Source organism: Streptomyces sp. NPDC058653, assembly GCF_042716895.1.
Taxonomy (GTDB): Bacteria; Actinomycetota; Actinomycetes; order Streptomycetales; family Streptomycetaceae; genus Streptomyces.
The window spans coordinates 29,060-54,294 of record NZ_JBHXRM010000014.1; the positions used below are offsets into that span (position 1 = coordinate 29,060).

The window sequence follows — 25,235 nt, forward strand, 5'->3', positions numbered from 1 at the left end:
CCTTTCCACCGGACCTGTGCGCGCCTCCGCTGGGGGACGCGCCCCGTCCGGGGGCTTCGGCCGGGCTCACCCGCCCCGTTACTCGCCGGGGTGCGTGAGCTCGATGTCGTGGCCGTCGGTCCCGCGCCCGGCCACGGTCAGGGTGCCGGCCACCGGCGGGTAGCCGGTCGCGATGACCGTGTACTCGCCCGCGTCCAGGTCCGCGAAGCCGTACACCCCGTCGTCGCCGGTCGTCGCCGTGGCGACCACGTTCCCGGCCGCGTCGACCAGCGTGACGCGCGCGTCCGGCAGCGGACGCCGGTCGGCGCCGGCGCGGACGGTGCCCTGGACGAGCGCGCCCGAGCGCAGCACCGCCTCGATCCGGGTCACGCCCTGGGCGCCGATCTCCACCGGCAGGGCCAGCGGCCGGAAGCCGGTCGCGTTGACGGCGACCGTCACGGCGCCGGGCAGCAGCTCCGCGAAGGCGAACTCGCCCTGCCCGGCCGACTTGCCGGTCGCCAGCACATCGCCGCGTACGTCGGTCACGACGACCATCGCGCCCTCGACGGGCGTGTCGTCCTCCGCGCTCCGTACGGAGCCGGTGAGCCCGCTCGTACCGGCGAGCAGGATGTCGTACGCCACCGGCTCACCGTCGACGGCCACCGTGGCGGCCTGCGGCTGGTAGCCGTCGGCCGAGGCGATCAGGACGTACGAGCCGGCCTCGGGCGCGTCCACCGTGTACCGTCCGTCGTCCCCCGCGACCGCGCGGCCCAACTGGCGCCCGCCCGGGGAGATGAGGGTGAGCGCGGCGCGCGGCACGGACCCGCCCTCACCGCCGCGTACGACGCCGTGCACGGGGATGCCACCGGTGTCCGGGGCGACTCCCGGGGCCGGATCGGCGCCCTGGCGGGCCGCCGGCGAGGCGGTGGGGGTCGTGGCCCCGGTCTCGACGGCGACGAGCCCCTCCGAGCCCACGGCCACCGGCACCGCCGGTTCGACGGGAGCCTTCTCCGGGCTCTCGGCCGCGTCACCCCCGGCACGGGTCTTGAGCGCGACCTCCTTGATGAACAGCGTCACGAAGAAGGCGAGCAGCGCGGCGGGCGCGGAGAACAGGAAGACATCGGCGACACCGTGCCCGTAAGCCGCCTCCACGACGGTCCGCATCGGTCCGGGCAGCGTGTCCAGGTTCGGGATGCCCCCGCCGCCCGTACCGGCGTGACCCGCCGCCGCCGCGTCCGGCCCGAGGTCGGCGAGACCGTCCTTCACGTACGAGGCGACGCGGTTGCCCAGCACCGCGCCCAGGGCCGAGACACCGATCGCACCGCCGAGCGAGCGGAAGAAGGTGACGACGGAACTGGCCGCGCCGAGGTCCTGCGGGGAGACCTGGTTCTGGGTGCACAGGACCAGGTTCTGCATCATCATGCCGACGCCGAGGCCCATGATCGCCATGAAGACCGCGATGTGCCAGTACTCGGTGTCGTACCGGATGGTGCCCAGCAGTCCGAGCCCGGCCGTCACCAGCACACCACCGCTGACGAGCCATGCCTTCCAGCGTCCCGTCCTGGTGATGACGAGGCCGGAGACCGTCGACGAGAGGAAGAGCCCGCCGATCATCGGGATGGTCATCACACCGGACATCGTCGGCGACTTGTCGCGCGCCAGCTGGAAGTACTGGCTGAAGAAGACCGTGCCCGCGAACATCGCGATACCGACGAAGAGCGAGGCCAGCGAGGCCAGGGTGATCGTGCGGTTGCGGAAGAGGCGCAGCGGGATGATCGGTTCGCTGGCCCGCGACTCGGTGTAGAGGAAGAGCGCGCCGAGCACGACCGTGCCGGCGAGCATCGCGTACGTCTGCCCGGAGACCCAGTCGTACTTGTCACCGGCGAAGGTGACCCAGAGCAGCAGCAGCGAGACGGCCGCGCTGATCAGGAACGCGCCGGTCCAGTCGATCCTGACCTTGCGCTTGACCACCGGGAGCTTGAGGGTCTTCTGGAGCACGATCAGCGCGACGACGGCGAACGGGACACCGACGTAGAAGCACCAGCGCCAGCCGAGCCACGACGTGTCGGTGATGACACCGCCGATGAGCGGCCCGCCGACAGTGGCGACGGCGAAGGTCGCGCCGAGGTAGCCGCTGTAGCGTCCGCGCTCACGCGGGGCGATCATCGCGGCCATGATGATCTGGGCCAGGGCGGTGAGACCGCCGACGCCTATGCCCTGGACGACGCGGAAGACGATCAGCGTCCCCGCGCTCTGGGACAGCCCGGCCGCCGCCGAGGCGACCACGTAGAGGGTCAGCGCTATCTGGACCAGCAGCTTCTTGCTGAACAGGTCGGCGAGCTTGCCCCACAGGGGGGTGGTGGCCGTCATCGCGAGCAGCGAGGCGGTCACGACCCAGGTGTACGCGCTCTGTCCGCCGCCGAGGTCGGAGATGATCTCGGGCAGGGCGTTGGTGACGACCGTCGAGGAGAGGATCGCCACGAACATGCCGAGCAGCAGTCCGGAGAGCGCCTCCATGATCTGACGGTGAGTCATCGGCGTGCCGGGCGCGGCGGGGGCGGGTGAGCCGCCGCCGTGCTTGGCGTGGCCGCCCCGTGCACCCGTTGGTGTGGTGCTCGTAGCCATTGGATTCCTTCGTCTCTTACGTCTGTTGCCGCGCGGGCGTTCCACGCTCAGCGGGTGCGGGTGCGGGTGCGGTGGCCGTCGCCGGGCCGGACGCGGCGGGGCCGGCGGTACGGGCGTAGGAGCCCGGGCTCTCGTCGTAGCGGCCGGGCCGGCAGTCGCCGAAGTTCTCCCGCAGGCGGGCCAGCATGGTGCTGAGCCGTCCGACCTCGTCGTCGGACCAGTCGGACAGCGCGCGGGCGAACACCTCGGTCGACCGTCGTACGAGTTCGTCGAGCAGGTCACGGCCCGCCGGTGTGAGCCGCAGAATGCGGGACCGCCGGTCGGCGAGATCGGGGGCGCGCTCGATCCAGCCGCGCTCCACCGCGTGGGCGACATGCCTGCTGGTCACGGACATGTCCACGGCCAGCAGCTCGGCGAGGCGGCTCATCCGCATCTCACCGTGCTGCTCCAGCAGGGCCAGTACGGCGGCCGAGCCGCCCGGACAGTCGGCGGGAAGAACGCGGGTGAGTGCCCGTTTCACGGCGCCGATGGCACTGAGCTGACGGGCCAGTTCCGCGTACTGACTCCTGGCGGCCATGACCCCTCCGGAAGACCCCTCGCCATGTTGTTGCTTAGGGCAACCATAGAAGCGGTTGGTTGCTGAAGGCAAACTAAAAATGGGCATCAGGAGTAAAGGAACCCAAAAGGCTTCGCATGTGCGAGGTCAATGGCGCCCAGGGAGACCCGAGGGGCGTTCGGCGCGGCTGCGGGGACGTCGGGAACGGGTCGTACGGCCTTGAGTCGGCCCCGGGGGTTGGGCGAGGCTGCGGGGTTCGCTAGGGTCCTGGCTCATGGCACACAACCCCCATGCCCCGCAGGGCCCCGAGGGAAATCCCGACCCCGCGGGCAGCACCCAGATGTTCCGGGCCTTTGTCGACGAGGGTGAGCCGCAGGGCCGCCCGGCGCCACAGCAGAGCGGATCGAAGACCGGGCTGATCATCGGTGTCCTGGTCGCGATCGTGGTCCTGGGCGCGGTCGCCTGGCTCGCGCTCGGCTGACCGCGGGTCCGGAGCCCGCGGCTCGGATCCCGGGCACTCGGACCCCGGACCCTCAGGTCCCGGACGCCGAGAGCCCACGGCTCACTCCTGACGGTGGCGCTCCGCTCCTCGCGGGGCGCCACCGCGATGACCGCGCGTGGATGCGCTGTCCGGCACCGGGCCATGGCTCGCAGGTCGCCGGGCCGCACCGAGCTGGACACGACCGGCCGGGCCGCCGCCCGCCGAGTGACACGCCCGCCGGGTTCTCAGGCCCGTAGAGCCGCTTGGCGCGCGTAGAACAGTCGCGCGCCCGCCGGCGCTGTCGTCCTCGCGGTGACGCCTGCCCTCAGTCCGCGATCAGCCCTTCCCGCAACTGCGCGAGCGTGCGGGTCAGCAGGCGTGAGACGTGCATCTGCGAGATGCCCACCTCCTCGCCGATCTGGGACTGCGTCATGTTCGCGAAGAAGCGCAGCATGATGATCTGCCGCTCGCGCGGCGGGAGTTTGGCCAGCAGCGGCTTCAGCGACTCGCGGTACTCGACCCCTTCCAGGGCCGTGTCCTCGTACCCCAGACGGTCCGCGAGCGATCCCTCGCCGCCGTCGTCCTCGGGGGACGGCGAGTCCAGCGAGGAGGCCGTGTACGCGTTCCCGACCGCCAGACCGTCGACCACGTCCTCCTCCGACACGCCCAGCACCAGGGCGAGTTCGGGGACGGTCGGCGAGCGGTCGAGCTTCTGCGCCAGCTCGTCGCTGGCCTTCGTCAGCGCCAGCCGCAGCTCCTGGAGCCGGCGGGGCACGCGGACCGACCACGACGTGTCGCGGAAGAAGCGCTTGATCTCGCCGACGACGGTCGGCATCGCGAACGTGGGGAATTCCACGCCCCGTTCGCAGTCGAACCGGTCGATCGCCTTGATGAGGCCGATCGTGCCGACCTGGACGATGTCCTCCATCGGCTCGTTACGGCTGCGGAAGCGGGCCGCCGCGTAACGCACGAGCGGCAGATTCAGCTCGATGAGGGTGTCACGTACGTAGGTACGCTCCGGGCTGTCCTGGGCGAGAACGGCGAGCCGCAGGAACAGGGAGCGGGACAGAGTGCGGGTGTCGATGACTTCCGGCTGGGCCGCGCGCGGTTCGGCCGCGCGGTCGAGAATCTCCGGTGCGTCGTCCGGTGCCTGGTCGCTCTTGTTGAGCGTGAGCACCTTCGAGCTGCCCTGTTCTACGGACATGCCACCCCCTTGAGGTCGCTGACGGTCGCGGTGGCCGCTCCCGTCGAAGGAACGCAGCCTCCACCTGAATACCGGCGGTGGGACTGCGGCAAACGCGGTTCCAGCAGAATGTCACATGTCGTCAACGCGCTGTAGCGCCAAGTCGACATATCTGCACCGGAATAAGGGGGTATGCGAATTTGCTGCCGGTGGGGATCCTGCGGGGTTACTACCCGGAAGAGCTATGCCTCGATCCTGTTTGCGGATCGCAAACGCGCGAAGCTCCGCGCGAGGAGTCTTGACACATGCATCTGGGAGACGCCCAGTTCCTGGCTGATCTGGGACTGCGTCAGGTTGTTGTAGTAGCGCAGCATCAGAATCCGCTGCTCCCGCTCGGGCAGCTGCACCAGCAGATGCCGGACCAGATCGCGGTGCTCGACCCCCGCCAGCGCCGGGTCCTCGTAGCCGAGCCGGTCGAGCAGACCGGGCAGTCCGTCGCCCTCCTGGGCGGCCTCCAGCGAGGTCGCGTGGTACGACCGGCCCGCCTCGATGCAGGCGAGGACCTCCTCCTCGGAGATCTTCAGCCGCGCGGCGATCTCGGCGGTGGTGGGGGACCGGCCGTGAGCCGTCGTCAGGTCCTCGGTGGCGCCGGTGACCTGGACCCAGAGCTCATGGAGCCGGCGCGGTACGTGGACGGTGCGCACGTTGTCGCGGAAGTAGCGCTTGATCTCGCCGACGACGGTGGGCATCGCGAAGGTCGGGAACTGTACGCCCCGGTCCGGGTCGAACCGGTCGATCGCGTTGATCAGACCGATCGTGCCGACCTGGACGACATCCTCCATCGGCTCGTTCCGGCTGCGGAACCGCGCGGCGGCGTACCGCACGAGCGGCAGATTCGCCTCGATGAGCGCGCTGCGTACGCGGGTGTGCTCGGGGCTGCCCCGCTCCAGATCCTTGATCTGCGAGAAGAGCAGCTGCGTCAGCGCTCTGGTGTCGGCGCCGCGGGTCCCCGGCGCCGACGGCCGTGGCTCGTTCTCGCTCGGGGTCTCGACGAGGGGGGCGTCGCTCCGGGAGTCGGCGCGATCGTCGGTCCCGCCGTCTGCGCGTTCGTCGGTGCGGGCGTCGCTCCCGCCGTCGGTACGGGTCTCGGCGCGGGTCTCGGCGCGGGGCTCGATCTGGGGCGGCATTTGAGGCGTTGTACTGGCCGGCACGGTCACGCCACCCCTTCGCGGTCAACTACGGTCAACTCATCCGTCAAAAGCGGTCATAGCATCACAAGACTTGCCCACTGTGTGCAAGCACCAGAAAACTCCGTGTTGGCGGTGAATCCCCTGTTCAAACTCGAAAAGCCCCACGCCGGTGAGGCGTGGGGCCAGGAGGGTCAAGGGCCGGAAAACCGGTCGGAACCGATCAGAACTCGTAGTCGGCGATCACCCAGGTGGCGAATTCCCGCCACTGGGCGACGGCCGCCTGATGGTCGGGCTGCTCCAGGTACCGAGCCAGCGCGCCGGAGTCGGCGACCGAGGCGTTGATGGCGAAGTCCTGGGCGATCGGCCGGTCGCTCGTGTTCCAGGCGGCCTCCCAGGACTCCAGCTCCGGGATCTTGTCGCCGAGCTCCATGAAGGCGCGTGCGCCGGCGACCACCCGGGGTTCGTCGCGCGAGATGCCCTCGTTGAGCTTGAAGAGGACCAGATGGCGGATCATTCGGTGTCTCCTAAGGAGGGCGCGGCGGAGGGGCGGGTCAGGTACCGGGGGGTCGGTGACACGCCCGTCGGCGGTGCCGACCGGCGGTGCGGGGGTGTCCTGCGGGCGCGCGGCGCCCGGGGCGGCTGTCCGGCCGTGGCTACTCTACGAGCTCGGTCATGAACTCGCCGACGCCTCCGGCCGCGTCCGATATACCCTCGAAGCCCACCTGGACGAGGTCCGCCGCCCGTTCGGGTGAGGTGATGATCGTGTACAGCACGAAGACAACGACCAGATAGAGCGCGATCTTCTTCGTTTGCACCATCAGCGCTGCCTCCCCTGCTGTCCCCGGTGCGATCGCGTGAGTCTAACCGTACGAATGGGCCGGTTCGGAGGCCGATTCCGATCCCCCGCCCGACCGCTTCCGGCCGTACCTCACCGACGCCTGCCGGACGCCCGGGCGACGCGTCGTCGACGCGCGGCCGGATCGGACGCCGTACGCGGTGTCCGGGAGCCCCTCGTCGTCAGGATCTGAACGGACAGTCCGCACGACAGGTGGCGAACCCGAGCAAATGCCCCGCCAGGTCGGTTAGTTGTTGATCGAAGGCCAACCGGCGGCGGTCGGTGTGTGCACAACTCTTGACGTGTACGAGACACGAGAGAAACATCTCCGGTACGAGAGAGCGCTCTCCGGGTTCCTGCCGGATCTCTCCGCACCCCGAACTCCCCCTCGTCGTCCCAGACTTCAGGAGACCTGCCCATGCACGCTCCGCCGTCCGTCGTTCCGGTGTTCAGGAGACCCAAGTCGGTACGCCGCCGTGGCATAGCCGCGTCCGTCGCCGCCACCCTGGTCGCCTCCCTGCTGATGCTCATCCCCACCACCGGCGCCGCGAGCGCCGCACCGACCCTGCTCTCCCAGGGCAAGCCGGTGACGGTCTCCAGCACGGAGAACGGCGGCACGCCCGCCGCCGCGGCCGTCGACGGGGACAACGGCACCCGCTGGTCGAGCGCCGCCGCCGACCCGCAGTGGATCCAGATCGACCTCGGCTCCTCGGTCGCGGTCAGCCAGGTCGCGCTGCGCTGGGAGGCCGCGTACGCCAGGGCGTACAAGATCGAGCTCTCCACGAACGGCACCAGCTGGACCAGCGCGTACTCCACCACCACCGGCCCCGGTGGAAACGAGACGCTGAACATCTCCGGCACCGCCCGCTATGTGAAGCTCACCGGCACCACCCGTGCCACCCAGTACGGCTACTCCCTCTGGGAGTTCCAGGTGTACGGCGAGAGCGGCGGCAACGGCGGACCGATCCAGGGCGGCGGTGACCTCGGTCCCAACGTCAAGGTCTTCGACCCGTCGACGCCCAACATCCAGGGCACGCTGGACCAGATCTTCGAGCAGCAGGAGGAGGCGCAGTTCGGCTCCGGCCGCTACCAACTGCTCTTCAAGCCGGGCACGTACAACAACATCAACGCCCAACTCGGCTTCTACACCTCCATCTCCGGTCTCGGCCTCAAGCCCGACGACACGAACATCAACGGCGATGTGACCGTGGACGCCGGCTGGTTCAACGGCAACGCCACCCAGAACTTCTGGCGCTCGGCCGAGAACCTCGCCCTCAACCCGGTCAGCGGCAGCAACCGCTGGGCCGTGGCGCAGGCCGCCCCGTTCCGCCGTATGCACGTCAAGGGCGGGCTCAACCTCGCGCCGAACGGTTACGGCTGGGCCAGCGGCGGCTACATCGCCGACAGCAAGGTCGACGGCCAGATCACGCCGTACTCCCAGCAGCAGTGGTACACCCGTGACAGCGCCATCGGTGGCTGGGGCAACGGGGTCTGGAACATGGCGTTCTCCGGGGTCGAGGGCGCGCCCACGCAGTCCTTCCCGAACCCGCCGTACACCACCCTGAACAACACCCCGACCTCCCGCGAGAAGCCGTTCCTCTATCTGGACGGCAACACCTACAAGGTCTTCGTGCCGGCCAAGCGCACCAACGCGCGCGGCGTCTCCTGGAACGGCACCCCCCAGGGTGAGTCGCTGCCCCTCGACCAGTTCTACGTGGTCAAGCCGGGCGCCACGGCGGCCACGATCAACGCCGCGCTCGCCCAGGGTCTGCACCTGCTCTTCACCCCGGGCATCTACCACGTCGACCAGTCCATCAACGTCAACCGGGCGAACACCGTGGTCCTCGGGCTCGGCTACGCCACGATCATCCCGGACAACGGCGTGACGGCGATGAAGGTCGCCGACGTCGACGGCGTCAAGCTGGCCGGGTTCCTGATCGACGCCGGACCCGTGAACTCCCCGACCCTCCTGGAGGTCGGCCCGCAGAACTCCTCGGCCAGTCACTCCGCCAACCCGACGACCGTCCAGGACGTCTTCATCCGCATCGGCGGCGCCGGCCCCGGCAAGGCGACCACCAGCCTGGTCGTCAACAGCAACGACACGATCATCGACCACACCTGGATCTGGCGGGCGGACCACGGTGACGGCGTCGGCTGGGAGACCAACCGCGCCGACTACGGCCTCCAGGTGAACGGCGACAACGTGCTCGCGACCGGGCTCTTCGTCGAACACTTCAACAAGTACGACGTGCGGTGGAGCGGCGAGAACGGCCGGACGATCTTCTTCCAGAACGAGAAGGCGTACGACGCCCCGAACCAGGCCGCCATCCAGAACGGCAGCATCCAGGGCTTCGCCGCGTACAAGGTGGACGATTCGGTCGTCAACCACCAGGGCTGGGCGATGGGCAGCTACTGCAACTACACGTCCGATCCGAACATCCGTCAGGAACACGGATTCCAGGCGCCGGTGAAGTCGGGGGTGAGGTTCCAGAACATCCTGGTGGTCTCTCTCGGCGGCATGGGCCAGTACAACCATGTGATCAACAGCATCGGATCGCCGACGTCGGGCACCTCGACGATCCCGTCGAACGTGATCAACTTCCCGTAGAAGCGCAGCCTGTCCCACCCGCGCGCACAGCCGCGCACGTTCCGTGAGCGGTACCTCGGGGCCCGGTCTCTCCATGGAGGGGCCGGGCCCTCATCGTGTCGTGACTATCATGAACAAAAGACGTAAAACGCCCCTCCAGGGACAGGACCCGTCGAAAGGAAGCCATGCCCACCCGCCCCTTCCGTTTCGGCGTCAGCATGACGGCGACGGGAACGCACGAAGCCTGGCAGGCCAAGGCCCGACAGGCCGAGGAGCTCGGTTACGACGTGCTCCACATCCCCGACCATCTGGGGATCTCGGCGCCGTTCCCCGCCCTGGTCTCCGCCGCCGACGCGACCACCACCCTGCGGGTCGGCACCCTTGTCCTCAACTCCGGCTTCTACCGGCCCGCGCTGCTGGCCAGGGACATCGCCGACACCGACCAGCTCACCGACGGCCGGCTGGAGGTCGGGCTCGGCGCCGGCTGTGTGGGGGAGGAGTTCCGTACGGCGGAGCTGGCGTACCCCACCCCCGAGGAACGGGTCGACAATCTGGCCCACACGGTCGCCGAACTGCGCCGGATGTTCGCCACCCCCGGGCAGCGGCCCGCGGTCCGCCAGCGCCCCGGGCCACCGCTCCTGCTGGCCGGACTCGGCGACCGCATCCTGCGGCTCGCCGCCCGGGAGGGGGACATCGTCGGCTTCCCGGTCATGGCGCGCGACACCCCGCCGGGGCTGGACCCGCAGCAGGTCCTCGCCGACCGGGTCGCACACGTCCGCAGCGAGGCCGGCGCCCGCTTCGGCCGTCTGGAGCTGCATCTGTTCGTCTCGTCGGTGGTCCTCGCCGGCGCAGACTCAGGCGGCCGGGAGAGCCCGGACCTGACGGCCGTCCACCGTACGGCCCCGAATCTGACCAGGAACCAGATCCTGCGACTGCCCAACGTGCTGGCGGGCTCGGTGGAACAGATCGCCGAGACGCTGCACCGTTACCGGGACACCCACGGGCTGACGTACTTCTCCGTACTCGAACCGGACATGAGCGACTTCGCGAAGGTCATCGCCCGGCTGCGCTGACCGTCCACCCACCGCGAGGACCGCGCCGCCGCCCGAGAAGATCAAAAGAACCGCCCCCGACCTGTTCTCACAGGTCGGGGGCGGTTCGTGGCGGTAGCGGAGGGATTTGAACCCTCGGTGAGTTTCCCCACACTCGCTTTCGAGGCGAGCTCCTTCGGCCGCTCGGACACGCTACCGAGAGAGAGCTTAGCCCAAGGTGGCCCCTGCTCAGAAATCGATAATCCGGCGGTCCCGGAAGAAGGCTCTGAGCAGCTCCGCGCTCTCCTCGGCGAGCACCCCGTGGATGACTTCCGGGCGGTGGTTGAGACGGCGGTCGCGTACGACGTCCCAGAGCGAGCCCGCCGCTCCGGCCTTCTCGTCGATCGCCCCGTACACGACGCGGGCGACCCGCGACTGCACGAGCGCGCCCGCGCACATCGTGCACGGCTCCAGGGTCACCAGGAGCGTGCAGCCGGTCAGCCGCCAGGTGCCGAGTTGCTCCGCCGCGCGGCGGATCGCGAGGATCTCCGCGTGCGCGGTGGGGTCCCCGGTCAGCTCGCGTTCGTTGTGGGCGCCGGACAGCACCGTGCCGTCCGGGGACAGCACGACGGCACCGACCGGCACATCGCCGGCCGGCGTCGTACGCGCGGCCTGTTCCAGGGCGAGGCGCATGGGCGCCCGCCACGGCTCGCGCACCGGATCGGTCTCCGGTCCGCTCGCCGGGTCGCGCTCCGTCACTAGCGGGCGGTCTCCAGGACCTCGGAGGCGCCCAGCGCGTCCGCGATCTCGGCCATGGCGTCGGTGTCCAGCGCCAGCAACTCCGCCTCCGAGAGGCCCAGGTCGGCGAGGATCGTGCGGTCGCCCGCCGGTCCCGCGGGTACCGCTCCGGAGCCGGCCGCCCCGGTGGGGCCGGTGCTGGCGTCGGGGTCCTCCGTGTCCTCCTGCTCTTCCGTCTCGCCGTCCTCGGTACCGTCGAGGTCCAGCGTGTCCAAGGCGTCGGCGAGGTCGTCATCGTCCCCGCCGAGCAATTCGTCCGTGAGGATCTCCCCGTACGAGGAGCGTGCGGCCATGGCCGCGTCGGAGACGTAGATGCGAGGATCCTCCTCGCCCTCCACGCGGAGCACGCCGAACCAGGCGTCCTCCTGCTCGATGAAGACGAGCACCGTGTCCTCGTCCACCGAGGCTTCTCGAGCCAGATCGGTCAGATCCGACAAGGTCTCCACGTCGTCGAGCTCTGTGTCGCTCGCTTCCCACCCGTCTTCGGTGCGCGCGAGCAGTGCGGCGAAGTACACCGTGACTCTCCCACTGGTCAGAGGTGACGATTCGGCGGTGCGCTGCGCTCTGCCCCGCCCACTACTCGGAATCGTGGCAGAAAGCGGGCGATTGCGAGAGGTCTTCCGTCGTTGCGTCGTGGAGGCATTTTATTGGACGGCGCCGGACGCGTGGCGGGGGGAGGGGGTCGAAGACCCCCGGGACGGAGATCGGCCGAGGCCCAAGTGGCCGTAGCGCGAAGGCCGGAGGGCCCCTGGGTGGCCGCCGCGTGACTACCAGCGGAAGGTCCGCATCCGCATCTGCTGGCGCATCCGGGCCGCGCGGGCCTGGCGAGGTTTCACCCGCTCGCGCAGGGCCTTGGCCTCGTTCAACTCCCGGAGGAACTGAGCACGCCGTCGCCGGCGGGCCGCGGCGCCGTCGTCGGAGACGCGATCCGCTGCCGGGTCCGGGGCCGGCTCCGGGGCGGCATCGGACGCCGGTTCGGACGCCGGTTCGGGCGAGGGACCGGGCGCGGCGGCAGGGGCGGGAGCGGGCACGGTGGGGGACGTCCGCGCGGGTGCGGGTCCGGCCGGCTCCTGGGCCGGGAGCCCGAGAGGTTCGTCCGCCTCGGCCTCCGCCCCGGCCGCCCGGCCCCCGCCGCCCCGCTTCTGCGCACTCCGCCGCTGCCGGTCCGGCATTCCGCACCACCACCCCACGAATCGGTCGACTCTGACCCCCGCGTCCCCTTGCACGCGTGCCCTGTCACCTTCCCTGCGGGCGGGGGATTGATGCCGACGGGGGCCGGAGCCGGGGCCGCGGTTACTGTGGAGGCATGCGGATTCATGTCGTCGACCACCCGCTGGTCGCGCACAAACTCACCACGCTGCGCGACAAGCGCACCGACTCCCCTACCTTCCGACGCCTCGCCGACGAGCTGGTCACCCTGCTCGCGTACGAGGCCACCAGGGACGTGCGCACCGAGCAGGTCGACATCGAGACTCCGGTCACGGCGACCACGGGTGTGAAGCTGTCCTACCCCCGGCCGCTCGTCGTGCCGATCCTCCGTGCCGGTCTCGGCATGCTCGACGGCATGGTGCGGCTGCTCCCGACCGCCGAGGTCGGTTTCCTCGGGATGATCCGTAACGAGGAGACGCTTCAGTCGTCGACGTACGCGACGCGGATGCCCGAGGACCTGTCGGGCCGCCAGGTGTACGTCCTCGACCCGATGCTGGCCACCGGCGGCACGCTGGTCACGGCCATCCGGGAGCTCATCAAGCGCGGCGCCGACGACGTGACGGCCGTGGTGCTGCTCGCGGCGCCCGAGGGCGTCGAGGTGATGGAGCGTGAGCTGGCGGGCACGCCGGTCACGGTCGTCACGGCGGCGGTCGACGAGCGGCTGAACGACCGCGGCTACATCGTTCCGGGGCTGGGCGACGCGGGCGACCGTATGTACGGGACGGTCGACTAGAGCCCGTCCGATCCGCCGGGCAGCGCCCGGCCGGTGCTCGAAGAACGGAGGCCCTGTCCGTACGGACAGGGCCTCCGTTCTCGGGCGGTGTTCAGCAGGGACCGCCGGGTGCGGGCCTGGTGAGGGTGGCCAGGGCCTGGTCGGCGTCCTTCTTCACGCTCAGGCTCTTGAAGGCCGTACCGATCAGCAGGTCGACGTCCTTGGTCGTCCGGGTGTCGTGCTCGGACTTCACGCCCTTCAGCTGGACGCCGAGCACCGTGAGGGGTCCGTCCGCGGCGGCCGGGGCGCCCAGCAGTATCCCGGTCCCGGGGATCTTCTTGTCGTACTTCGCGGGCGCGTTGCCCACCTTGCCGATGACGAAGCCGCGCTTCTTGAGCTCGTCCGCGGTGGTCTTGGCGAGGCCCGCGCGCGGAGTCGCGTTGTAGACGTTGACCTTGATCTGCGCCGGCTTCGGCAGCGTCTTGACCGCGGCCTTCGAAGCGGACGGGGTGGGCTTGCAGTCGTGCCCGCCGGCCGAGGCGGTCGTCGTCTTCCGCTGCGTACCGTCGTCCGCCGTGAATACGTCGATGAGCTGTACGGTCCCCCAGCCGACCAGGCCGAGGGCGACGACTCCGGCGACGGCCGCGAGCACGATCCTGCGGCGGTGGCGGGGGCGGCGCATGCGCGGGTACTTGGAACCCGTAATACGGTATTTGCCGCCCATGCCGGGGGGAGTGAGCATGCTCATGGCCGCAGCGTAGTGCGCACCGGTAGTGATTCCTACTAAATGATCAATAGGTTGGGCCCGAAGAGGCCGGAAAGACCCCGAAAGGCTCAGCGAGGATCCGACCGAAGGAGCGCCGGTCGATCAGTCGCTCGGTCGGCCCCGGCCTGTTCGGCCCCTACGGTCCCCGCCCTGTCGGTGTGTCAGGCACGGTCCAGTTCGAGCACGCGCGCGTGCAGCACCTGCCGCTGCTGGAGTGCGGCGCGGACGGCGCGGTGCAGTCCGTCCTCCAGATACAGGTCGCCCTGCCACTTCACGACGTGAGCGAAGAGGTCTCCGTAGAAGGTCGAGTCCTCGGCGAGCAGCGTCTCCAGATCCAGTTGGCCCTTCGTGGTGACGAGCTGATCGAGGCGGACCGGGCGCGGCGCTACATCCGCCCACTGCCGGGTGCTTTCCCGGCCGTGGTCGGGATACGGCCGCCCGTTACCGATGCGCTTGAAGATCACACGGAAAGCCTACCGGGCGAGCGCCTCCGGGCGCAGCCATGGCGCGGTGGGGCAAACAGATCCAAACGGGTCAAAGTATGAGCGACGTATGAGTGGAACCATCCCGTCCGGTGACGTCGCCGCCCATACCGCCTCCCTGGGCGCCTCCTTGGGAAGGCCGGGGACGACCGCGCGGGCGCCGGGGAATCAATTTCCCCGGCGCCCGCGGTGTATGGCTGACCGTCAGCCGGACCGGCGGTCGGACAGCCGTGCCGGACCGGCGGTCGGACCACCGTGTCGTACGGGTCGTCAGGCCACCGTGCCGGTACGGGCCGCCGGATCACCGTCTCGTACGGGCCGTCGGGCCGTCGCGTCGTGCGGGCCGTCGGACCGTCCTGCTGTCCCCCGCCGTCAGGCCCGGGACTCGTGCTCGTGGTCGTGGGCGTTCGAGGCGCCCACCCCCGTGTCGCCGCCCGTCGTCCGCTCCGTCTTGGCCGCGGCGGCGGCCGCCGCCTTCGAGGTGAGCGGGCTCAGGTCGTGGGCGTAGTGGCCGACCGCGTCGGCGATGACGTCGATGTTGACGTCGAACGCCTTCTTGTCGATGTTGTCGAGGTCGTCGCAGGCCGCGTGGTAGCAGGGGTCGTACGCGACACCCGCCTCGCCGCCGAACTTGGCCGCCTGCGCCGCGGTCTTGATGCCCTCGGCGCCGGTGAAGGTCCCTCCGGAGGGGATGCCGACCTCTATGAACGGCCCGTAGTCGGAGCGGCCGGTGAAGTCGGTGCCCTCGTGCGGGATGTCCTTGCTGTCGAGGAAGTCGGTGATGCCCTTCTCCAACTGCGCCGATCCCTCGGGGCCGGCGCCCGCGCCCACGCCGTCCGAGTCGTCGCCGTCGTAGACGAACAGCCCGAAGTTCGGCGAGGCGATCATGTCGAAGTTGAGGTAGAGCTTGATCTGTTCGGCCTGCTCGGGGCTGAGGCCCTGCACATAGGCGTCGGCGCCGAGCAGGCCCAGCTCCTCGGCCGACCACCAGGCGAAGCGCACCTTGTTGGCGGGCTTCTCGCGCGACTTGGCGAGATCCAGGGCGACTTCGAGGAGCCCGGCGGAGCCCGACGCGTTGTCGTTGATCCCCGGGCCGGCGGTCACGGAGTCCAGGTGGGAGCCGAGCATCACCGTGTTGGCGGCGGCGCCGCCCTTGGTCTCGGCGATGACGTTGCGCGTGACGCGCTTCTGCTGGAGCTGACGGATGTCCAGCGAGACCGTCACGGCGCCCGCGGCCGCCTCCGCCGCGAGCTTCGCGCCCTCGGCCTGTGTGACACCGCCGGTCGGGATCCTGGCCGCCGACGGGTCGCCCAGGGTGCCGCTGAGGGCGCCCTCGGTGTTGTTCGAGACGATCGCCGCGACCGCGCCCGCCCCGGCCGCCGTCTGCTGCTTGACGGCGAAGTCGCAGCCGCCGCGCTGGATGAGCGCGATCTTGCCGGTGAACGCGCCGGCGGCGTAGTCGCCCGCCTCGCAGCCGGTGGTCGCGTCGACGGGTACGACGGCGAGTTCGGCCTCGATCCCGCCCTTGGGCGTGGACTTCGTGTACGACATGGCCGTGATCTCGGAGTCGCGCGGCGTCGGCGCGATGACCTTCAGCGTCTGGGCCTGTGTCTCGATGTACGTGAACTCGAAGCTGTCGTACGAGACGTCGTAGCCGGCCTTCTTGAGGAGGCTGTACACGTACGCGGCTGAGGCGTCGTGGCCGAGGGAGCCCGCGGCGCGGTGGCCGCCGGCGGAGTCGGCGATGTCCTGGAACTTCTGCAGGTGCTTGTACGCGTCCTTGCCGGACGCCTCCTTGACGAGCTTCCTGGAGAGCTTCGCCGCCTCTTTCGCCGGGTCGGACTTGTTGTGCGCGGAGGCGGAGGAGGCGGACAGCAGAAGCGGGGCGGTGAGCGCGGTGGCGGCTGCGACTGCCAGGAGTCTGCGGGACGTTGCGTTCACAGGGGTCCTTCCGATGCGAACGAGCGAGAACAGTGGTTCGGTGCGAACTAGCGAAAGTTAGCGACCCGGATGGTCATAAGGGAACACATGTGCCACAAGTCATGGACTCGCCCTGTTCCCCGGGCCCCGGCCGCCGGCCGCCCCCCCCGCTGACGTCCACTCAGCTCCGGGAGCTCTCTGCCGCCTTCGCCGCCTTCGCCGCGCGCTTGGTCTCCTGCTTGTGCGCGCGGACCTTGGCCAGGGTCTCGGGGCCCGTGATGTCCGCCGCCGAGCGGTACGAGCCCTCCTCCCCGTACGCGCCGGCCGCCTCGCGCCAGCCTTCGGGCCGCACGCCGTACTGCTTGCCGAGCAGGGCGAGGAAGATCTGCGACTTCTGCTTGCCGTAGCCGGGGAGTTCGCTCAGCCGCTTGAGCAGCTCCTGGCCCGTGGCGACATCTCGCCACAGTGCGCCCGCGTCCCCGTCGTAGTGCGCCACCAGGAACTGGCACAGCTGCTGCACCCGCTTGGCCATGGACCCCGGGTAGCGGTGCACGGCGGGCTTGTCCGTGAGCAGCGCGGAGAAGGCCTCGGGGTCGTACGCGGCGATGGCGTGCGCGTCCAGATCGTCACCCCCCATACGGACGGCGATGGTGTACGGCCCGGCGAAGGCCCACTCCATGGGCACCTGCTGATCCAGCAGCATGCCGATCAGCGCGGCCAACGGGCTGCGGCCGAGGAGTTCGTCGGCCTCGGGTTGCTGTGCGATGCGAATCGTCGTGCTCATGGGCAGATGGTGGACCGGGAGGTGGAAAATTTCAGGGAGGCCACGCCCTGACGGTGTGTTCATACGACTGTTTTGTGGCGCGGATGGCGGTACGTGACGAGGGGTAGAGCTGGACACGGACAGCTGCCGGAATGCTCCGGAATCCTCGGGAAAGGCCGCGCACCAGTGACACAGCCCTTCGAACTGCCGGATTTCTACATGCCTTATCCGGCGCGCCTCAATCCATGTCTTGAGGAAGCCAGGGAGCACTCCCGGACGTGGGCACGGGACATGGGGATGCTGGAGGGCTCCGGAATCTGGGAGCAGAGCGATCTCGACGCCCACGACTACGCGCTCCTGTGCGCGTACACCCATCCCGACTGCACAGGGCCGCAGTTGTCGCTGGTCACGGACTGGTACGTGTGGGTCTTCTTCTTCGACGACCACTTCCTCGAGATCTTCAAGAGAACGCAGGACCGCGAGGGCGGCAAGGCGTATCTCGACCGGCTCGCCGCGTTCATGCCGATGGATCTGGCCGAGGGATTTCCCGAGCCGACGAATCCGGTGGAGGCCGGGCTCGCCGACCTCTGGCGGCGCACGGTGCCGTCGATGTCCCTGGACTGGCGGGCGCGGTTCGCCGAGAGCACGGAGAATCTGCTCAACGAATCCCTCTGGGAGCTCGCCAACATCAATGCCGAGCGGATCGCGAATCCCGTCGAGTACATCGAGATGCGCCGCAAGGTGGGCGGCGCGCCGTGGTCGGCCGGGCTCATCGAGTACGCGGCGGGGGCCGAGGTGCCGGCCGTGATCGCCGACTCGCGCCCGCTGCGGGTCCTGCGGGACAGCTTCGCCGACGGGGTCCATCTGCGGAACGACCTCTTCTCCTACCAGCGTGAGATCGAGGAGGAGGGCGAGCTGAGCAACGGTGTGCTCGTCCTGGAGACGTTCCTGGGCTGTACGACACAGGAGGCGGCGGACGCGGTCAACGACCTGCTGACATCGAGACTCCACCAGTTCGAGAACACGGCACTGACGGAGCTGGGCCCGCTCTTCGTGGAGAAGGGCATCGACCCGGTCGCGGCGGCCGGGACCCTCGCCTATGTGAAGGGCCTCCAGGACTGGCAGTCCGGCGGCCACGAGTGGCACATGCGCTCCAGCCGGTACATGAACGGCGCCGACGCGGGCGACGGCCCGGGGGCGGGGGAGACGACGGGGCCGCTGTTCTCGCAGACCCCGGTCGGGCGCTGGACGGCGGCATCGGACTATCTCAAGAGCCTCACCAACGGCTCACCCGCCAGGGTGCGCGCCCACAGCCAGGTGCCGTACCAACGGGTGGGGCCCTCGATCCTCCCCGAGTTCGAGATGCCGTTCGAAGCGAGGCTCAGCCCGTATCTGGACGCGTCCCGGGAGCACGTCGTGGAGTGGGCCCACCGGATGGGCATCCTCCAGGGGCAGCCGGGCGTCCCGGGCTCGCACATCTGGGACGAGGACCGGATCCGGCGTATCGACCTCCCGCTCTGCGCCGCCGGCATCCACCCCGACGCCACGCCCGAGGGGCTCGACCTCACCTCGGACTGGCTGGCCTGGGGGACGTACGGGGACGACTACTTCCCCGTCGTGTACGGCCACGCGCGCGATCTGCTGGCGGCCAAGCTCTGCAGCGAACGGCTGTCGCTCTTCATGCCGGTCGACACGCTCGTCACCCCGCCACCGCTCAACGCCCTGGAGCGGGGACTCGCCGATCTGTGGACGCGCACGGCCGGCTCGATGGAGCCGGACGACCGCCGGGACTTCCGCGCGGCCGTCGAGGAGATGACGGCCAGCTGGGTCTGGGAGCTGGCCAACCAGATCCAGAACCGTGTCCCGGACCCCGTCGACTACATCGAGATGCGCCGCCAGACCTTCGGCTCCAACCTGACGATGAGCCTGTCCCGCATCGGCCACGGCCGGACGCTGCCCCCGGAGATCTACCGGAGCGGCCCGATGAAGTCCCTGGAGAACGCCGCCCAGGACTACGCCTGCCTGATGAACGACCTCTTCTCGTACCAGAAGGAGATCGAGTTCGAGGGCGAGGTCCACAACGGCGTCCTGGTCGTGCAGTCCTTCTTCAACTGCGACTACCCGACAGGGGTTGCGATCGTCCACGATCTGATGAAGGGCCGCATGCGCCAGTTCCAGCACGTCGCGGCCAACGAACTCCCCGTGCTGTACGACGACTTCGCGCTGAACGGAGAAGCGCGCGCGATCCTCGACGGCTATGTGGAGGAGCTGGAGAACTGGCTCTCCGGCATCCTCGTCTGGCACCGCGGCTGCCGCCGGTACAAGGAGGAGGACCTGCTCCACGATCGCGCGAGCGTCACGCGCTGGCTCCCGCCGGCCCCCGGGGGACCGGGCACCTCGGCCACCCGGATCCACCTTCCCTCACCGGCGGCTCGGGCCGCACCGGGGCCCCTGAAGGAGGACGCTGCCCAGGCACTGAGGGGGTGACGGCCTCCTGCTGAGCCGAGACCCGCTCCGGCTCCGGGACCGGGGCGGGCGATAGCCTCGAACTCACGTCTGTTGAGGGGGAGGGCATCGTGCGGGGGCGATTGCTGAGCGGGCGGTACGAGTTGCGGGAGCCGCTCGGCGCCGGCGGGATGGGGGAGGTCTGGCGGGCGAGGGACCGGGAGCTGGGGCGGGAGGTCGCCGTAAAGCTGCTCCTCGCGCCCGGGGACGAGGGGGAGCGGCGGGAGCAGTTGGCGCGGTTCCGGCGGGAGGCGCGGGCCGTGGCCTCCTTGGACAGCCCGCACATCGTGGCCGTGCACGACCACGGGACGGACGGTGACAGCCCGTACCTGGTGATGGCGCTGGTGGACGGCCGTACGCTGCACGACGTTCTCGCCGAGAGCGGGCGGGCGAGCGTGGCCGACGCGCTGGGCTGGGCCGTCGACGTGTGCCGGGGGCTGGAGGTCGCGCACGCCGCAGGCATCGTGCACCGCGACATCAAGCCGGCCAACATCATGGTCACCGGCGAGGGCGTCGCCAAGGTCGTGGACTTCGGCATCGCCAAGTACACCGAGGAGCGGTCCAGCGATCCGCTGCTGACCCGGACCGGGCAGGCGCCGTTCGGCAGTGTGCTGTACATGGCGCCCGAGCGGTTTCAGCAGCGGAACGGCGACGGGCGTACGGATCTCTACGCCCTGGGCTGTGTCCTGTACGAACTCCTGGTCGGGCGACCGCCGTTCGTCGGTCACGCGGCCGGGATCATGTACAACCACCTCAACGACGAACCACTGCGGCCGAGCCGGGCCCGGGCCGAACTCGGCCCCGATGTCGACCGGTTGATCCTCTCCCTGATGGCCAAGAACCCCGACGACCGGCCGTCGGACGCTCACGCGGCGCGCGTCGAGCTGGAGCGGGTGCGGGACGCGGCGGGTGTGGTCGTAGGTGAAGCGGCTCCTGTGGTCGCGCCTGAGCCGGATTCCGTGGCTGTGCCTGAAGCGGGTCCCGTGGTCGCGCCTGAGCCGGATCCTGTGGTCGTGCCTGAGCCGGGTCCTGTGGTTGTTGACCGGTCCGAGCCGGTGGGTGGGTCGGTGCGTGGGCAGGAGCCGGCTCGTGGGCGGGAGCCCGAGGACGTACGCCCGAGCCCTCGTCCTCATTTCGTCGCCAAGGTCCCGTCCCCGCCCCCGTCCTCGCTCCCGCCGTCCTCGCTCCCGCCGTCGTCTCCCGCACGCCGTCGTCGGCGCAACGCCCTCGTCGGGGCCGCCGTGGCGCTCGTCGTGCTCGGGATACCGACCGGGATCGCGCTGTCGTCGTCCGACCCCTCGGCGTCGTCCGCGTCCGGGCGGGCTCCGGTGGGCGGGCCCCGCGCGGAGATGGCGGCGGGCTATGTCATCGGTGTCGGGTACGACTGGTCGATCGACGAGTCGTACGGCGAGGAGCGTGCCGCGATCGTCGAGGCCGCGTTCAAGGACGTCGAGCGCACAACGGGCGAAAAGCTGCCGGTGCGCGTCGTCCCCGTGAAGAACGACAACGAGACCCCGGCGACCGAGCTGCTGAAGGAGCATCCGGGTCTGATCGGACTGATCGGGGACACCAGCAGCGTCGACGGCGTCGACACCGGATTCGACCAGCACATGGCGTCGATCGACACCTGCAAGGGAGGCTCGGGCCCGGACTTCGCCTTCGGCATGATGCCGTCGGAGTTCGAGGTGGGCGAGCAGGAAGGGCGCTATCTGCGCGGTGCGTACAGCGCGGACAAGCTGATCGTCGGCTCGGACTACCACTGGGACACCGAGGGCGCCGAGGAGGATCCGTACAGCGACCTCAAGCTCGGGCACGGGCTGCGGGAGGCGGGTATCGACGCCGAGGAGTCAGCGGCGTACCCGGAGGAGATGAGCGAGGCGGACGTCACCACGGATGTGGAGGACAACCGGCCCGACACGGTCACTCTGCCCAACTCCCGGCACCGCGACGGGTGGGTCGACGCGCTGAGGAAGTCCGGGCAGCTGATGGTCGTGCAGGACAACTACGAGGCGTCGTGCGACTCCGACGACGACCACAAGTACACCGACGAGCGGGACGACCTCGTGCCGGACGGCACGTTGCGCTTCCGTACGTTCCACGACGAGCGGCAGCCGAAGGCCGACTGCGAGCTGTACCCGCGGGTCTGCACCGCACCGGCCGGGCTGCGGAAGATGTTCGAGGCGCGCGGCGGGGCCGAGCTGTACGACGCGGCGCTCGTACTCGCCGCGGGCATCCGGCAGATCGGGGAGGACGGGGCCCTGCCGGAACCGGGCGGCAAGGACGAGGACCCCGAGCGTTCGCGGGCCGCGCTCCGGAAGGCGATGGACGGCGTGGACGTCGAGGGGCTGCTGGGCCGGTACCGCTTCAAGAACCACCAGGCGGTGGACCGGCCGGTCTGGGTCGACGTGCGCGAGCAGGACAGATGGAAGCAGCTGGGGACGGTCCGGAGCCTGACGGGGTGAGGGCGGGCGAGGCTGGTGAGGGCCTGCGGCACCGGCGGAGGTCGGCGGTCAGGCGGTCGGGTGCTGGGAAGGCCGGCCGTCAGGCGCTCGGGCGGTCGGGTGCGGGAAGGCCGTGGGTCAGGCGCGCAGGCGTGCCGCGCGCATCATCAGATAGCGCGTCTCCGGCACGTTGAGCGTGCGCTCGGCCGCCAGTTGGTACGCGGCCAGGGCACCCTCCTTGTCCCCCGCCCTCTCCAACAGGTAGGCGCGCACGGCGTCGAGCCGGTGGTGTCCCGCCAACTCCTCCTCAAGTCCCTTCAGTTCCGCGAGACCGGCCTCCGGACCGTGCGCCATCGCGACGGCGACGGCCCTGCTCAGCGCGGCCATCGGCTCGGGCCCGGGAGCCCGCCGTAGCAACTCGTCGTACAGAGCCACGATCTGGGGCCAGTCGGTCTCCTCGGCGCTCGCCGCCTCGTCGTGCAGCGCGGCGATGGCCGCCTGCAACTGATAGGCGCCGGCGGGCCCTTGGGACAACGCCTCCTCGACCAGCGCCGTACCTTCGTCGATCGCCGTACGGTCCCAGCGGCTGCGGTCCTGCTCGTCCAGGGGGATGAGTTCACCGTGCGGTCCCGTGCGGGCGGCGCTGCGCGCCTCGGTCAGCAGCATCAGCGCGAGCAGGCCCGTCACCGAGCCCTCCCTCGGCAGGAGCCGCCGTATGGCACGGGTCAGCCGGATCGCCTCGAACGCGAGGTCCGCGCGGTGCAACTCCCGGCCGGAGGTGGCCGTATGACCCTCGTTGAAGATCAGATAGAGCACCTGGAGCACGGTCGCGAGCCTGCGGTCACGATCCTCCGGCCCCGGCTGCCGGAAGGGCACGCCCTTGATCTTCTGTTTCGCCCTGCTGATGCGCTGCGCCATCGTCGCCTCGGGTACGAGATGGGCGCGGGCGATCTCGGCCGTGGTGAGACCGCCGACGGCGCGCAGGGTGAGTGCGGTCCGGCCGGCGGCGGGCAGTTCGGGATGGCAGCAGAGGAAGATCAGGGTGAGGGTGTCGTCCTCGGAGGGGGCACGGCTCTCCCCGGGCGGCGGTGCGGTGAAGGCGTCCCTGGGGGTGAGCGCGGCGGCGTTCTCCTCGCGCCTGCGCCGTGCCTCCTCGCTGCGGAGCTGGTCCACGAGGCGGCGGGATGCGGTCTTGATCAGCCAGCCGCGGGGGTTGTCGGGGTGGCCGGTGTCCGGCCACTGCTGGGCGGCGGCGATGAGCGCTTCCTGTACGGCGTCCTCGGCGAGGTCGAAGTGGCCGTAGCGGCGGACGAGCGCGCCGAGGACCTGCGGCGCGTTGGCGCGCAGCAGGTCCTCGATCGCGGTGGGGCGGGGTGTTGGGCTCGTAACGCTGCTACCGCCCGCCACGCTCGTGCGGTCGGCGGGGCTCGTACCGCTCGTACCGCTTGTACCGCTCGTGCCGCTTGTGGGGGTCGTACCGCTCGTGTGGCTTGGGCGGCTCGTACCGTCGTCCGTGGTGCCGTCAGTGTCGTCGGTGCCGTGGTTCACACCGCGTATTACACCCCGGGCGTACCACGGCGCGCGCGACGACTCAGGCATCCGCTCCCGGACCGGCCGGGATGGGCCGGATGACGACGGGGTAGACCGGGGCGCCCTCGGGCTGGGGGCACCTCGCGACGCGGGCCGCGATCTCGGTGACCCGGTCCAGGCTGGCGCAGTCGAGCACCCAGTAGCCCGCGGCCAGTTCCTTCGTCTCGCCGTACGGTCCGTCCGTGATCACGGGCTTGCCGTCCTTGTCCGCGCTGACGAAGCGCGTCTGCGAGGGGGCGGCCAGGCCGTTTGCGTCGACGAGTTCACCGGACTCGGCGAGGTCGTTGTTGATCTCTCCCATGAAGGCGAACATCGCCTGCATGTCCTTCTCGTTCCAGGCCGGGCTGTGCTCGGACGCCTTGCCGTTCATGGCGTCGTAGTCGATCTGAGAACCCTGGACCATCACCAGATACTTCATGACGTCACTCCCTATTTCCGTGGTGTCGCCTCTTCCGGGCAACTCTCACAGGGGACGTCGGAGCCGATGACGGGTTCTCGACAGCTCGGGCGACTTTTTTTCGAATCACTCCGACGCGCGTCCGTAACCGCAGGTCGGCATGGGTGGCGGGGTCGGGGGCGGGACGCGAACGTAGCGGTCTTGGTGGAGCTGGAGTAGCGACGTTACGAAAGGGGGTAGCGACGCTACGTCAGAGATGTTAGCGTTGCTCTTGTCGCGAGGCGGAGACCGCCATCCCGGTCGGTCGAGGCCTCGTTGGCATGTTCCACGCCGGTGCGTCGGTGCGTCCGCCCGCACGCCCGCACCCCTGCGGTAGCAGCCGTCGGGCATCCGTCCTTCGATACAGGGAGATACGTCATGAGCGAGCAGCCGAGCGCGGCGCGTCGAGTGGTGATCGTCACCGGAGCCTCGCGCGGGATAGGGCGGGAGAGCGCGCAGCGCCTGGCGGCCGACGGACACGCCGTCGTCGTCAACTACGCGGGGAACCGGCCGGCGGCGAAGGAGACGGTGGCCGCCATCACCGAAGCGGGCGGGACCGCCATCGCCTTCCCCGCCGATGTGGCCGACGAGGCCGCGGTGTCGGCGCTCTTCGACGCGGCGGAGGAGGCCTTCGGGGGCGTCGACGTCCTCGTGCACGCGGCAGGTGTGATGTCGGTCACGCCGCTGGTCGACACCGAGCTGGACGCGCTGGACCGGATGCACCGCACCAACATCCGGGGCACGTTCGTGGTCGACCAGCAGGCCGCGCGCCGGCTGCGGAGCGGCGGGGCGATCATCAACTTCTCCAGCTCGGTGCTGGGTCTGGCCTTCCCGGGATACACGGCCTACGCGGCAAGCAAGGGCGCGGTCGAGGCGATGACGCTGATCCTCGCGAGGGAGCTGCGCGGACGCGACATCACTGTCAACGCGGTGGCTCCGGGACCGACGGCCACGGACCTGTTCCTGGACGGCAAGGACGAGGAGACCATCGCGCGGATGGCCGCGCAGGCGCCGCTGGAGCGGCTCGGCCGGCCGGAGGACATAGCCGAGGTCGTCTCCTTCCTCGCCGGACCCGCGCGCTGGGTCAACGGCCAGGTCCTGCGTGCCAACGGCGGCATCATCTGAGGCCCTTCGCGCCGGGCAGCC

General features: G+C 70.1%; 22 protein-coding genes and 1 tRNA gene. 7 read left to right on the top strand and 16 right to left on the bottom strand.

The window, feature by feature from the left end; translation table 11 throughout:
- Nucleotides 1-78: 78 nt before the first annotated feature.
- Nucleotides 79-2,604: an MFS transporter gene (locus ACFWU9_RS14615; RefSeq protein WP_384318118.1), complete on the bottom strand. Its 2,526-nt coding sequence runs from the start codon at nucleotides 2,602-2,604 to the stop codon at nucleotides 79-81.
- Nucleotides 2,605-2,620: 16 nt separating this feature from the next.
- The gene (locus ACFWU9_RS14620) at nucleotides 2,621-3,181 is read right to left on the bottom strand and encodes a MarR family winged helix-turn-helix transcriptional regulator (protein ID WP_384318120.1); all 561 of its coding nucleotides are present in this window, start codon (nucleotides 3,179-3,181) and stop codon (nucleotides 2,621-2,623) included.
- 253 nt (nucleotides 3,182-3,434) lie between these two features.
- Here ACFWU9_RS14620 and ACFWU9_RS14625 point away from each other — a divergent pair, with 253 nt between their 5' ends.
- The gene (locus tag ACFWU9_RS14625) at nucleotides 3,435-3,641 is read left to right on the top strand and encodes a hypothetical protein (RefSeq protein ID WP_384318122.1); all 207 of its coding nucleotides are present in this window, start codon (nucleotides 3,435-3,437) and stop codon (nucleotides 3,639-3,641) included.
- 325 nt (nucleotides 3,642-3,966) lie between these two features.
- On the opposite strand, the gene ACFWU9_RS14630 is transcribed toward ACFWU9_RS14625, so the two are convergent.
- The 4 genes from ACFWU9_RS14630 to ACFWU9_RS14645 form a co-directional block, all read right to left on the bottom strand.
- Nucleotides 3,967-4,845 carry an RNA polymerase sigma factor SigF gene (locus ACFWU9_RS14630; RefSeq protein ID WP_384318124.1) on the bottom strand — a complete coding sequence of 293 codons (879 nt, stop codon included), beginning with the start codon at nucleotides 4,843-4,845 and terminating at the stop codon, nucleotides 3,967-3,969.
- 221 nt (nucleotides 4,846-5,066) lie between these two features.
- On the bottom strand, nucleotides 5,067-6,011 hold the full coding sequence (locus ACFWU9_RS14635; protein ID WP_384318126.1) for an RNA polymerase sigma factor SigF: 945 nt from the start codon (nucleotides 6,009-6,011) through the stop codon (nucleotides 5,067-5,069).
- A gap of 223 nt (nucleotides 6,012-6,234) precedes the next feature.
- The gene (locus ACFWU9_RS14640; RefSeq protein ID WP_384318128.1) at nucleotides 6,235-6,528 is read right to left on the bottom strand and encodes a Dabb family protein; all 294 of its coding nucleotides are present in this window, start codon (nucleotides 6,526-6,528) and stop codon (nucleotides 6,235-6,237) included.
- Nucleotides 6,529-6,667: 139 nt separating this feature from the next.
- Nucleotides 6,668-6,832 carry a hypothetical protein gene (locus ACFWU9_RS14645; protein ID WP_384318130.1) on the bottom strand — a complete coding sequence of 55 codons (165 nt, stop codon included), beginning with the start codon at nucleotides 6,830-6,832 and terminating at the stop codon, nucleotides 6,668-6,670.
- A gap of 435 nt (nucleotides 6,833-7,267) precedes the next feature.
- Between ACFWU9_RS14645 and ACFWU9_RS14650 the strand changes: the two genes are divergently transcribed.
- A complete protein-coding gene (locus tag ACFWU9_RS14650; protein WP_384318132.1) occupies nucleotides 7,268-9,457 on the top strand; it encodes a discoidin domain-containing protein in 2,190 nt (729 codons plus the stop codon).
- 164 nt (nucleotides 9,458-9,621) lie between these two features.
- Nucleotides 9,622-10,509 carry a TIGR03621 family F420-dependent LLM class oxidoreductase gene (locus ACFWU9_RS14655; RefSeq protein WP_384318134.1) on the top strand — a complete coding sequence of 296 codons (888 nt, stop codon included), beginning with the start codon at nucleotides 9,622-9,624 and terminating at the stop codon, nucleotides 10,507-10,509.
- An 88-nt stretch (nucleotides 10,510-10,597) separates the two neighbouring features.
- Here ACFWU9_RS14655 and ACFWU9_RS14660 read toward each other — a convergent pair.
- The 4 genes from ACFWU9_RS14660 to ACFWU9_RS14675 all read right to left on the bottom strand — a co-directional run bounded on the left by ACFWU9_RS14660 (nucleotide 10,598) and on the right by ACFWU9_RS14675 (nucleotide 12,296).
- Nucleotides 10,598-10,685, bottom strand: a tRNA-Ser gene (locus ACFWU9_RS14660).
- A gap of 31 nt (nucleotides 10,686-10,716) precedes the next feature.
- Nucleotides 10,717-11,160, bottom strand: a complete 444-nt coding sequence (tadA, locus tag ACFWU9_RS14665; RefSeq protein WP_384318300.1) for a tRNA adenosine(34) deaminase TadA — start codon at nucleotides 11,158-11,160, stop codon at nucleotides 10,717-10,719.
- A 65-nt stretch (nucleotides 11,161-11,225) separates the two neighbouring features.
- On the bottom strand, nucleotides 11,226-11,780 hold the full coding sequence (locus tag ACFWU9_RS14670) for a hypothetical protein (RefSeq protein ID WP_384318136.1): 555 nt from the start codon (nucleotides 11,778-11,780) through the stop codon (nucleotides 11,226-11,228).
- A gap of 252 nt (nucleotides 11,781-12,032) precedes the next feature.
- Nucleotides 12,033-12,296: a hypothetical protein gene (locus ACFWU9_RS14675; protein ID WP_384318301.1), complete on the bottom strand. Its 264-nt coding sequence runs from the start codon at nucleotides 12,294-12,296 to the stop codon at nucleotides 12,033-12,035.
- 275 nt (nucleotides 12,297-12,571) lie between these two features.
- Here ACFWU9_RS14675 and upp point away from each other — a divergent pair, with 275 nt between their 5' ends.
- Complete coding sequence (gene upp, locus ACFWU9_RS14680; protein WP_384318138.1) at nucleotides 12,572-13,207, top strand: uracil phosphoribosyltransferase; 636 nt, start codon at nucleotides 12,572-12,574, stop codon at nucleotides 13,205-13,207.
- A 91-nt stretch (nucleotides 13,208-13,298) separates the two neighbouring features.
- On the opposite strand, the gene ACFWU9_RS14685 is transcribed toward upp, so the two are convergent.
- The 4 genes from ACFWU9_RS14685 to ACFWU9_RS14700 all read right to left on the bottom strand — a co-directional run bounded on the left by ACFWU9_RS14685 (nucleotide 13,299) and on the right by ACFWU9_RS14700 (nucleotide 17,138).
- Nucleotides 13,299-13,934, bottom strand: a complete 636-nt coding sequence (locus ACFWU9_RS14685) for a LytR C-terminal domain-containing protein (protein ID WP_384318140.1) — start codon at nucleotides 13,932-13,934, stop codon at nucleotides 13,299-13,301.
- A 179-nt stretch (nucleotides 13,935-14,113) separates the two neighbouring features.
- Nucleotides 14,114-14,416 (bottom strand): type II toxin-antitoxin system VapB family antitoxin, encoded by a 303-nt coding sequence (locus tag ACFWU9_RS14690; RefSeq protein ID WP_330174931.1) that lies wholly within the window; start codon nucleotides 14,414-14,416, stop codon nucleotides 14,114-14,116.
- Nucleotides 14,417-14,806: 390 nt separating this feature from the next.
- Nucleotides 14,807-16,375 (bottom strand): M28 family metallopeptidase, encoded by a 1,569-nt coding sequence (locus tag ACFWU9_RS14695; protein ID WP_384318142.1) that lies wholly within the window; start codon nucleotides 16,373-16,375, stop codon nucleotides 14,807-14,809.
- A 160-nt stretch (nucleotides 16,376-16,535) separates the two neighbouring features.
- Nucleotides 16,536-17,138, bottom strand: coding sequence for an HhH-GPD-type base excision DNA repair protein (locus tag ACFWU9_RS14700; RefSeq protein WP_384318144.1), 603 nt, complete (start codon nucleotides 17,136-17,138; stop codon nucleotides 16,536-16,538).
- 165 nt (nucleotides 17,139-17,303) lie between these two features.
- On the opposite strand from ACFWU9_RS14700, the gene ACFWU9_RS14705 reads away from it, so the two are divergent.
- Nucleotides 17,304-19,604 carry a germacradienol/geosmin synthase gene (locus ACFWU9_RS14705; RefSeq protein ID WP_384318146.1) on the top strand — a complete coding sequence of 767 codons (2,301 nt, stop codon included), beginning with the start codon at nucleotides 17,304-17,306 and terminating at the stop codon, nucleotides 19,602-19,604.
- A gap of 89 nt (nucleotides 19,605-19,693) precedes the next feature.
- Nucleotides 19,694-22,084 (top strand): protein kinase, encoded by a 2,391-nt coding sequence (locus tag ACFWU9_RS14710; protein WP_384318148.1) that lies wholly within the window; start codon nucleotides 19,694-19,696, stop codon nucleotides 22,082-22,084.
- A gap of 117 nt (nucleotides 22,085-22,201) precedes the next feature.
- Here the strand turns inward: ACFWU9_RS14710 and ACFWU9_RS14715 are convergent, their stop codons facing one another.
- Together ACFWU9_RS14715 and ACFWU9_RS14720 are read right to left on the bottom strand one after the other, a co-directional pair.
- Nucleotides 22,202-23,422, bottom strand: a complete 1,221-nt coding sequence (locus ACFWU9_RS14715; protein WP_384318303.1) for an RNA polymerase sigma factor — start codon at nucleotides 23,420-23,422, stop codon at nucleotides 22,202-22,204.
- Between the two features lie 232 nt (nucleotides 23,423-23,654).
- The gene (locus ACFWU9_RS14720; RefSeq protein ID WP_384318150.1) at nucleotides 23,655-24,071 is read right to left on the bottom strand and encodes a YciI family protein; all 417 of its coding nucleotides are present in this window, start codon (nucleotides 24,069-24,071) and stop codon (nucleotides 23,655-23,657) included.
- A 396-nt stretch (nucleotides 24,072-24,467) separates the two neighbouring features.
- Between ACFWU9_RS14720 and ACFWU9_RS14725 the strand changes: the two genes are divergently transcribed.
- On the top strand, nucleotides 24,468-25,214 hold the full coding sequence (locus tag ACFWU9_RS14725) for an SDR family oxidoreductase (protein WP_384318152.1): 747 nt from the start codon (nucleotides 24,468-24,470) through the stop codon (nucleotides 25,212-25,214).
- The last annotated feature ends 21 nt before the right edge of the window (nucleotides 25,215-25,235 follow it).

Bases quoted from the DNA above. Each gene is read 5' to 3' on its own strand.
- ACFWU9_RS14615 (WP_384318118.1), bottom strand. From the start codon at position 2,604: ATGGCTACGAGCACCACACCAACGGGTGCACGGGGCGGCCACGCCAAG.
- ACFWU9_RS14620 (WP_384318120.1), bottom strand. From the start codon at position 3,181: ATGGCCGCCAGGAGTCAGTACGCGGAACTGGCCCGTCAGCTCAGTGCC.
- ACFWU9_RS14625 (WP_384318122.1), top strand. From the start codon at position 3,435: ATGGCACACAACCCCCATGCCCCGCAGGGCCCCGAGGGAAATCCCGAC.
- ACFWU9_RS14630 (WP_384318124.1), bottom strand. From the start codon at position 4,845: ATGTCCGTAGAACAGGGCAGCTCGAAGGTGCTCACGCTCAACAAGAGC.
- ACFWU9_RS14635 (WP_384318126.1), bottom strand. From the start codon at position 6,011: ATGCCGCCCCAGATCGAGCCCCGCGCCGAGACCCGCGCCGAGACCCGT.
- ACFWU9_RS14640 (WP_384318128.1), bottom strand. From the start codon at position 6,528: ATGATCCGCCATCTGGTCCTCTTCAAGCTCAACGAGGGCATCTCGCGC.
- ACFWU9_RS14645 (WP_384318130.1), bottom strand. From the start codon at position 6,832: ATGGTGCAAACGAAGAAGATCGCGCTCTATCTGGTCGTTGTCTTCGTG.
- ACFWU9_RS14650 (WP_384318132.1), top strand. From the start codon at position 7,268: ATGCACGCTCCGCCGTCCGTCGTTCCGGTGTTCAGGAGACCCAAGTCG.
- ACFWU9_RS14655 (WP_384318134.1), top strand. From the start codon at position 9,622: ATGCCCACCCGCCCCTTCCGTTTCGGCGTCAGCATGACGGCGACGGGA.
- tadA (WP_384318300.1), bottom strand. From the start codon at position 11,160: ATGCGCCTCGCCCTGGAACAGGCCGCGCGTACGACGCCGGCCGGCGAT.
- upp (WP_384318138.1), top strand. From the start codon at position 12,572: ATGCGGATTCATGTCGTCGACCACCCGCTGGTCGCGCACAAACTCACC.
- ACFWU9_RS14685 (WP_384318140.1), bottom strand. From the start codon at position 13,934: ATGAGCATGCTCACTCCCCCCGGCATGGGCGGCAAATACCGTATTACG.
- ACFWU9_RS14700 (WP_384318144.1), bottom strand. From the start codon at position 17,138: ATGAGCACGACGATTCGCATCGCACAGCAACCCGAGGCCGACGAACTC.
- ACFWU9_RS14720 (WP_384318150.1), bottom strand. From the start codon at position 24,071: ATGAAGTATCTGGTGATGGTCCAGGGTTCTCAGATCGACTACGACGCC.
- ACFWU9_RS14725 (WP_384318152.1), top strand. From the start codon at position 24,468: ATGAGCGAGCAGCCGAGCGCGGCGCGTCGAGTGGTGATCGTCACCGGA.